Source organism: Okeania sp. SIO2F4 (assembly GCF_010672385.1).
GTDB lineage: Bacteria > Cyanobacteriota > Cyanobacteriia > Cyanobacteriales > Microcoleaceae > Trichodesmium.
In genome coordinates this window covers 9695-17792 of sequence record NZ_JAAHGT010000017.1, presented here as the reverse complement: position 1 = coordinate 17792, position 8098 = coordinate 9695, and the positions used below count along the sequence as shown (strand labels likewise).

Annotated in this window: 8 protein-coding genes; 5 read left to right on the top strand and 3 right to left on the bottom strand. The window is 36.4% G+C overall.

The genetic code is table 11. From position 1 onward, the window contains the following. Window positions 1–331: hypothetical protein (locus tag F6K22_RS01580; protein ID WP_293092562.1), on the bottom strand; the 331-nt coding region annotated here is incomplete at its 3' end. A 367-nt stretch (window positions 332–698) separates the two neighbouring features. On the opposite strand from F6K22_RS01580, the gene carA reads away from it, so the two are divergent. The 4 genes from carA to rlmB all read left to right on the top strand — a co-directional run bounded on the left by carA (window position 699) and on the right by rlmB (window position 5044). Then, window positions 699–1847 (top strand): glutamine-hydrolyzing carbamoyl-phosphate synthase small subunit, encoded by a 1149-nt coding sequence (gene carA / locus F6K22_RS01575; RefSeq protein WP_293092560.1) that lies wholly within the window; start codon window positions 699–701, stop codon window positions 1845–1847. A gap of 192 nt (window positions 1848–2039) precedes the next feature. Next, window positions 2040–2414 carry an STAS domain-containing protein gene (locus tag F6K22_RS01570; protein WP_363272631.1) on the top strand — a complete coding sequence of 125 codons (375 nt, stop codon included), beginning with the start codon at window positions 2040–2042 and terminating at the stop codon, window positions 2412–2414. A 661-nt stretch (window positions 2415–3075) separates the two neighbouring features. Beyond that, window positions 3076–3468, top strand: a complete 393-nt coding sequence (locus tag F6K22_RS01565; protein ID WP_293092558.1) for a Mini-ribonuclease 3 — start codon at window positions 3076–3078, stop codon at window positions 3466–3468. Window positions 3469–4177: 709 nt separating this feature from the next. Further along, a complete protein-coding gene (rlmB, locus tag F6K22_RS01560; protein ID WP_293092556.1) occupies window positions 4178–5044 on the top strand; it encodes a 23S rRNA (guanosine(2251)-2'-O)-methyltransferase RlmB in 867 nt (288 codons plus the stop codon). A gap of 313 nt (window positions 5045–5357) precedes the next feature. On the opposite strand, the gene F6K22_RS01555 is transcribed toward rlmB, so the two are convergent. Next, entirely contained in the window at window positions 5358–5600 is a 243-nt protein-coding gene (locus F6K22_RS01555; RefSeq protein WP_293092554.1) for a hypothetical protein, read from the bottom strand. A 548-nt stretch (window positions 5601–6148) separates the two neighbouring features. Between F6K22_RS01555 and F6K22_RS01550 the strand changes: the two genes are divergently transcribed. Continuing rightward, window positions 6149–6427, top strand: a complete 279-nt coding sequence (locus tag F6K22_RS01550; RefSeq protein ID WP_293092552.1) for a DUF1816 domain-containing protein — start codon at window positions 6149–6151, stop codon at window positions 6425–6427. A 165-nt stretch (window positions 6428–6592) separates the two neighbouring features. Here F6K22_RS01550 and F6K22_RS01545 read toward each other — a convergent pair whose 3' ends face one another. Beyond that, entirely contained in the window at window positions 6593–7435 is an 843-nt protein-coding gene (locus tag F6K22_RS01545) for an alpha/beta fold hydrolase (protein WP_293092550.1), read from the bottom strand. Window positions 7436–8098: the final 663 nt, after the last annotated feature.

The window sequence follows — 8098 nt, the reverse complement described above, 5'->3', positions numbered from 1 at the left end:
CATCAAGCATAAAGCATCCTGGATATTCTTGGGCGATCGCTGCGGTACAAATTAATATTGTCACTAATATTGATGGTATTTGCCAAAAGATGGTTTTGACCATGAAATAAGGTATTAAACTTGCCCTTTCAAGGGGATAAAAAAGAAAATTCCGGTTTTCAAACCTCCGGTCTAAGTTGGAGGTACTGTTAACTGTTAGCGAAGCTCCTCCGTAGGAGGCTAACTGATAACTGATAACTGAAATTACCTGTTGTTTCTGTTGCAGGTCTAGCTCAATTTGCTTAACCCGATTTTTGTCAGTAGAATTATATAGTGAAGAATTTTCCATCATAATTACTTTTTAAGAATTTCAATTATTTGTTTATTGTTAAATTTTAAACTTTAAGCTAATTTTATCTTATTTAATTGATGAATGTAATCTGTACTTGTGACTACTACATTTTTTGTAAACTTAATATATTCTCAATAACCTAAGTAGATATTCTGACCTGATCTTTAAAGAAGCGGTCAGCACTCAGCAATTAGCACTCAGCAGGATAATTTTTTTAACGTTTAGAATGGGATTTCAACCCCTCCTAAACCATCCAGCGCAATAGTTGCCAGAGATTTTAACAATCGCTCAAAAAGCTGAATGCTAAAAACTGAAAGCTGAAAGCTAGTTAAATTAAATACTAATTAATTAATTGAGAGGAATTAAAATGTCAATCTCAGCTCAACCTGCGTTACTTGTCTTAGCAGATGGAACTTCTTACTGTGGCTTATCTTTCGGCGCTCCAGGAACTACCATCGGAGAAGTGGTATTTAACACAGGAATGACTGGTTATCAGGAAGTTCTCACAGACCCAAGTTATCGTGGGCAAATTGTTACTTTTACCTACCCAGAATTGGGAAATACAGGAGTTAATCCTGAAGACGAAGAGTCCAATGAACCACAAATCAAAGGCGCGATCGCTCGTAATATTTGTCCACGTCCTAGTAACTGGCGCTCTACTCAATCTTTATCAGAGTATCTTATAGAACATAAAATTCCTGGAATCTATGGTATAGATACCCGTGCTTTGACTCGAAAAATTAGGACTGTGGGGGCAATGAATGGGGCAATTTCTACAGAAATTCTCGATCCAACTGAATTGTTACAAAAAGTTCAGTCTGCTCCTAGCATGGCCGGATTAAATTTAGTTCGGGAAGTAACAACTAAAGAAGTTTATCAATGGTCTGAAGCAACTAATCCAGATTGGGAGTTTAACCCTTCAGTTTCTGGTGATAGTGGAGAACAATTTACAGTTGTGGCCATTGACTTTGGGGTGAAAAAAAATATCCTGCGACGTTTAGCCAGTTATGGTTGTCGAGTTGTGGTTGTTCCTGCCAGTACACCACCAGCAGAAATTCTTAAGTATAACCCTGATGGTATCTTTCTTTCTAATGGTCCAGGAGACCCATCTGCTGTGACGGAAGGTATTGAAACTACTAAGGAGTTGCTAAAATCATCTAAGCCTGTATTTGGCATTTGTATGGGACATCAGGTCCTTGGTCTGGCCTTAGGAGCAGACACTTTTAAACTAAAATTTGGTCATCGCGGTCTTAATCAGCCTGCGGGTTTGCAGCAACAAGTGGAGATTACGAGTCAAAATCATGGATTTGCCATTAATGCAGATTCTTTAGCTGCTGAGGTAGAAATTACCCATCTCAACTTGAATGACCGAACTGTTGCTGGTTTACGGCATAAATCTTTGCCTTTGTTCTCAGTGCAGTACCATCCTGAAGCAAGTCCCGGTCCTCACGATGCTGATTACTTGTTTGAACGTTTTGTTCAAGCAATGCGAGATGATCGAAAAGCTAAAGCCTAGAATTGATATCCTATCACGGTTAATCTTAAATAGAAATTGGGTTGTGTATGCAAATCTTGACTATTGTCAAAATCGTCATAATCTCAATTTCAGCATTTGTCTGTTTGAATAAGTCATTTTATGGTAGACAAATTTTACTTCATGGAGTACAATATTTATTTTAATTATGCAAAATCAAGCTAGGAGGGTGTTATTCCTGAGCCTAAGCCATTAAACCTGACTGTTAGCCTGAGAGGCTCTCACGAAGTCAGGGATAACTACCAGCTATTCCGCCTAACAGGGTTATTAGATGCCTTCTCAGAAGGTACTTTTAGCAAAACCCTGAAGACAAAAATCGATCAAGGACCAAAAAATATTATTTTGGAGTTGTCCAAGATAGACTTTGTTGATAGCTCTGGGTTAGGAGCACTAGTACAACTGGTAAAGTATACCCAACAATATGAAGGTACTTTGCAAATAGTTTCCAATCCCCGTGTAACTCAAACAGTTAAGTTGGTTCGTTTAGAAAAGTTTTTGTCTTTACGAACTACATTAGAAGAAGCTACGAATAATGTCAAGAAATCTTGACCAGGCAAGGCAGAGACAGATTATCTAGTCTAGATATATGTTACCTCCCGTCAACCAGCAAAACTCTGGACGGGAGCAGGTCAAGCCTGTTGACTATTTACCGTTGACCAAGAAAGAAATAAGGTCTCAAGTCTCCCCTTTCAAGGGGATAAAAAAGGAAATTTAGGATTTTCTGGCCTCCGACTTCAGGGGTCGGTACTGTTAACGAAGTTCCTTCCCAGGAGGCTAAGTGTTAACTGATAACTGAAATGACCTTTGAGAGCTAACGGTATCTCATTGCTGATACTTCTCAGTAGAATTATGAGAATCTATAGCAGTATAATATCTACTACAAAAGAATATACAAGTTAAACCATGGTATGAATAGAAAATAAAACTAGGTTTGATCCAAGTATTGATAAATTTCTCAGAGTCGAAAATTTATAACTAGATTAGCCATAGTTGTCAGAAACTACATAAGTAAATAACGGGTTTCCAAACTACCATTTGTTTCAGATGAGGAGTAACTAAAGAAAACTTATACCATAAAATATAAGCCGATGGATTGAAACCAAAACTTAAGTTAAGCCATTAATTAATTAATTATCTGCATGGGGATCAAAAAAGCTGAAGCAATGTTTTATCAAGAAGAAAGGCTAGCCTCACAAGGAGAATAATCAGTTTGCAGCAGTTAAACCCTCTTACCCTAACACCAGCAGAAATTCAAAAAATTTCACCTTCAGCTTGGGCATATTTGGGAGATGCAGTTTACGAACTGTATATTCGGAATTACTACTTGATACCACCAAAGCGATCGCATTATTATCATCAATTAGTTGTGGCCCAAGTTAGGGCTGAAACTCAAGCCGATCATTTACATAATTTGAAACCACACCTCACCAGTGCAGAGTTAGATATTTTGAAACGAGGACGTAATGCTGCTTTTAGGAAACCAAAAAGATTAGATCCAGAGATTTATCAACAGGCTACCAGTTTAGAAACTTTAATTGGATACTTATATTTAACCGATCCCCAAAGATTAAATCAATTACTAGGTTACATAGAATTAGATTAATATTAGATTAATATTCTGACAGTGTCAACCAACAAAAATAATTTTTTTTCTGGCTAGAATTTTTGACTGTATTGTATCTGTAATATGTGAAATATTTGAGTATAAATAATTTGATATTTTTAGAGAAAGTGTGTTGTTAATAAAATACTAAAAATTGCCTGCTAATTTCATAGTCAAAATATTTTAAAATTAGTAAGTATTTCCTGCGAAATCCTGCGAAACAGCCTTCAGCTATTAGCTGTCAGCGATTAAAAAATTATCCGTGAAGGAATAATTAGAGTTGAAAGATTGAGGGGAGATTAAAAGTTAATGTTAAAGCACATTAGCTAATATTTATCATTAATTACTAGGCGCTTTTTTACTCACTGAAAAGCTGACTGCGAGCTACCTAAATGCTTAGGAAGATTATGCTTTTATTCTAAAAATCAAATTTTCAATCATTAAAATTATACCATTTCAATTGCCTGGCTAAAATTTTAAATTAAAGGCAATTAGGTATGGCATATAATGAATGATGTTTGAAGCACTATCAAAACCTACAACCAATAGTTAGGGGAATATCACCCGTTTGTCCAGAAAAAAGAAGAGTTAATAAATTAGTCAATTTTTGCTCTCTAAAATTTATTATTGCTTATTGCCTCTTCCCTCTTGCCTCTCCCGAAAGGAGTTGAAAAATATTATTGTCATTAAACCAGATTTGATATAAGTGATGTCTACAAAAAATTATAAATTCAATTCTCAAGAAAAACCGCAAAAAAAGAAACAAATTAAACTAAAGGATAGACAGTCAAAAAATGATAATTCAGCAAATTCCAACCACGAAGATGAGGATCTAATCTACGGACGACATACTGTACAAGCTGCCCTCCAAAGTGAGCGATATTTAAACCGCATCTGGATAATTCCTCCGCTTCGATACGATCCCCGGTTTCATACATTGCTGAATGAGGCTAAAACAAAAGGTACAATTATAGATGAAGTAGATGATCGACGCCTAGATCAAATTACCCAGAGAAAAAATCATCAGGGTATAGCAGCTCAAATATCTCCTTACGAGTATAAAGAACTTCACGAATTAATTTCCCAAGCAAAATCCAAAACCGATCAACCTGTATTGCTAGTAGCTGATGGTCTCAATGATCCCCATAACTTAGGAGCCATTATTCGCACTGGTGAAGCTCTTGGAATACAAGGTTTAATTATTCCGCAAAGACGAGCAGTTGGAATAACTTCGACTGTAACAAAAGTTGCGGCAGGAGCCTTGGAAAATTTTCCTGTAGCTAGAGTTACTAATCTTAGCAGTGCTTTGGAAGAATTGAAGAAAGAGGGCTTCTGGATATATGGTACTGTGGCAAATGATGGAGAACTGATTCATACAGTAAAATTTACCGGAGCTATTGCTTTAGTAGTTGGGAGTGAAGCAGAGGGTTTAAGTCTTTTAATTCAAAAAAACTGTGACGTCTTAGTTTCTATACCAATGTCGGGAAGTACGCCTAGTTTAAATGTATCAGTAGCAACGGGTATGGCCATTTATGAAATTCACCGCCAACGCTGGTCAAAAAATTTGCGTATATAATTAAAGATATAATAGACATAGGCGTGATAATTAAAAATCAAATCAATCATTAATTCTTTCCCCCTCCGACCTACTCCCTCCGACCTACTCCCTCTTTTCCACCAGAGGTCTAATATCTATCAATGGCAAGAAGATACAAAAATTAGGATTTGGGTAACATTTGAGAAGGCTAAAGGTTACAGAAATAGAAGGAATCTAAGAACTTATAATATACCTCACTTAGATGAAAAATGTTATATGATGGAAAAAACAGAAGTTGGGTAGTATAACAAAGTAAAGACTAATAATATACCTGAAAATGGGTTGAGCAATTTTATCGAAATGTCGCAAGAGAACTACCTTTAAATTGTGCTTTTAAACCCCAGAATAAAGTTCTGCGCAACTCCTCATTAACAGCCTTATTCTGACGGAGATGCTGGGCAAACGGCTGGAAGTCAGGAGTAATTTTTGGGGTGGTGATAGTAATGGTAAAGGAAGCACCTGGAGTGTGAGAGATGGGGAGTGTCGGAGAAATTAAAAAATATATATCCTCACCATTACCATGCAGGACTAGCATTTTTGGAATTTAGAGCTGACTCCTGGGTGAAAGCTTTAGGGGTAAAACATCTCCACTTTTACCTGCGGTATCTACAATTGGTTGGGGTTGAATTCCCAGACTCAAGATTTCTTTCTCCAAAATTTTTGTCTCCTGACTCCTGCTTCAATTGCGACTCGCCAACTAATTAATCATTATCTAATCCAAGCAAATACCTCAAAATCTGGCGTTGGTAATTGCTAAGATAATTTTCTACTAGGGGTGATACCCATCACTTGGTCTGGTTAGATATTTAGAGGTATTAAAAACAGATTTCTCTTAAAGTTTCATCTCTTGATTTACCAACGCCCAAAATCTCTTCTACCAGTGAATTAATGATGGATCCTGAAACTAGCCCTTTTCACTATCATCAAAACTCACTATAATTTGCAAAGTTTAGTTTAGTTATGGATTAAACTTTCCCTGGATAGTTAGTTTATAACTTCTGAATATGGAAGTTATAAGCATTATCAGAAATTAAAATCAGTACGTTCAATAATCAACTACTAATACTCAGATTCTTAAATAACATGAAAGAAACATTAGTCAATTTTCTGAACTTCTCCGGAATAGCTTGGTGGATTAAAATTTTTACTGTAGATCCCTGTTGCACTTATTATTTTGGCCCGTTTTTGACAAGTGAAGAAGCTAAAGCTGCTGAGGCGGGTTACTTAGAAGATTTAGAAGATGAAGGTGCTCAAGGTATTCAGGTGTCTATTCAGCAGTGTCAACCTGTAGAGTTGACTATATATGATGATGAATTAGAGAACAGTGGCGATCGGGTAATGGTAAATCCTGTATTTAACTAAAACTAGGTGCGTATCAGAATTTCAGATACAACACTGCGGTGGTCTCATCGTTTCTGTTTGTGAAGGCTTAGACCTCGATAAGTCTTTGCAACAGAGAGTTTCTATCCTCGAGACTCAGAGAATTACTGTTATACCGCTTGTGATTAAAAGTGGAAAAAGTAAAATTTAGTTATCATTGGGAAGTCTAAAATTTGTTTGGTGATGCTCTGTCCAGTTTTTAATATCTGTTAGGACATGGTTGGGAATTTCCCAAGGAAACAAATGGGCAGTATTAGGGTAGCATTGCCAAGCAGCATTTTTGAGGTGCAAAGCAGTTTCTTGAACTGACTCAGAGGTAATATGGCGATCGCTCTCTCCTGCTAATACTAAGCAAGGAGATTGAATTTGGGGTAAGTCGGCTAATCTATTATAACCAGCTTTTAAAGCTTGATTTAAGGCTCTAGTGGCGAATCTAGAAGTTTGCAAGTAAGCAGGAAGTGCTTGTTTTGCTAGGTATTGATAGGTAGCGGGAGTGTGACGTTGGATAAGATATCTGAATAGCGATCGCTTGCCAAAGGTATTAATATTCCATTGCCAACCGGGCAAAAAATAATTTATGATTCCTGCTAAAGCTGTATAAAGATTATCCTGCCAAGTTATGGGTGGATGATTACTTCGAGGTTTTGCTGCTGTACCTATTAATATTAAACCTGCGACTTGCTCCGGGTTTCTTAGAGCTAATTCCATGGCAATAATTCCACCTAACGACCATCCTAATATTAGATATTTAGAAATTTGCAGTTGTTCTAGAAGTGTTTCTAAGTCTATTAAATGTTGAGTTATTTCAAAGTTGGTTTTGGTAGAACTTTTGCCATATCCTCTTAAGTCTGGAGCTATAGTTTGAAAGTTTTGGGATAAAGATTTGGTAAAGACTGACATACATTGACTTGAACCTGGATGTCCGTGGAGACAGAGAATAGGAAAACCTTCTCCTTTGAGTTGAAAATGTAGTGGTGATAATGGGAACATAAATTTTAATTTTGCTATTTTAAAATACCTTACCTCGGTCTCGGAAAAATCAACAGAACTTACGGCAAGGTACTATGAATAGAGTGAAAAAACTATAACGTTATAGTTTTGAGCGCTACATGTATGGTTTGGAGCTTAAGTCCGAATCAAATAATTAAAACGGAGAATGTAGTGGGGATAATAGGAATATATACTTTACCTCGGTCTGTGGAAAATCAACAGAATTTACGGCAAGGCACTATAAATAGAGTGAAAAAACTATAACGTTATAGTTTTGAGCGCTACATATATGGTTTGGTGTCTAAGTCTGAATCAAATAATTAAAATGGAGAATGTAGTGGGGATAATGGGGAGATAAATCTTATTTTGCCATTTTAGAATACCTTAGCTCGGTCTGTGGAAAATCAACAGAATTTACGGCAAGATACTATAAGTAGAGTGAAAAAACTATAACGTTATAGTTTTGAGCGCTACATGTATGGTTTGGAGCTTAAGTCCGAATCAAATAATTAAAACGGAGAATGTAGTGGGGATAATAGGAATATATACTTTACCTCGGTCTGTGGAAAATCAACAGAATTTACGGCAAGGCACTATAAATAGAGTGAAAAAACTATAACGTTATAGTTTTGAGCGCTACATATATGGTTTGGTGTCTAAGTC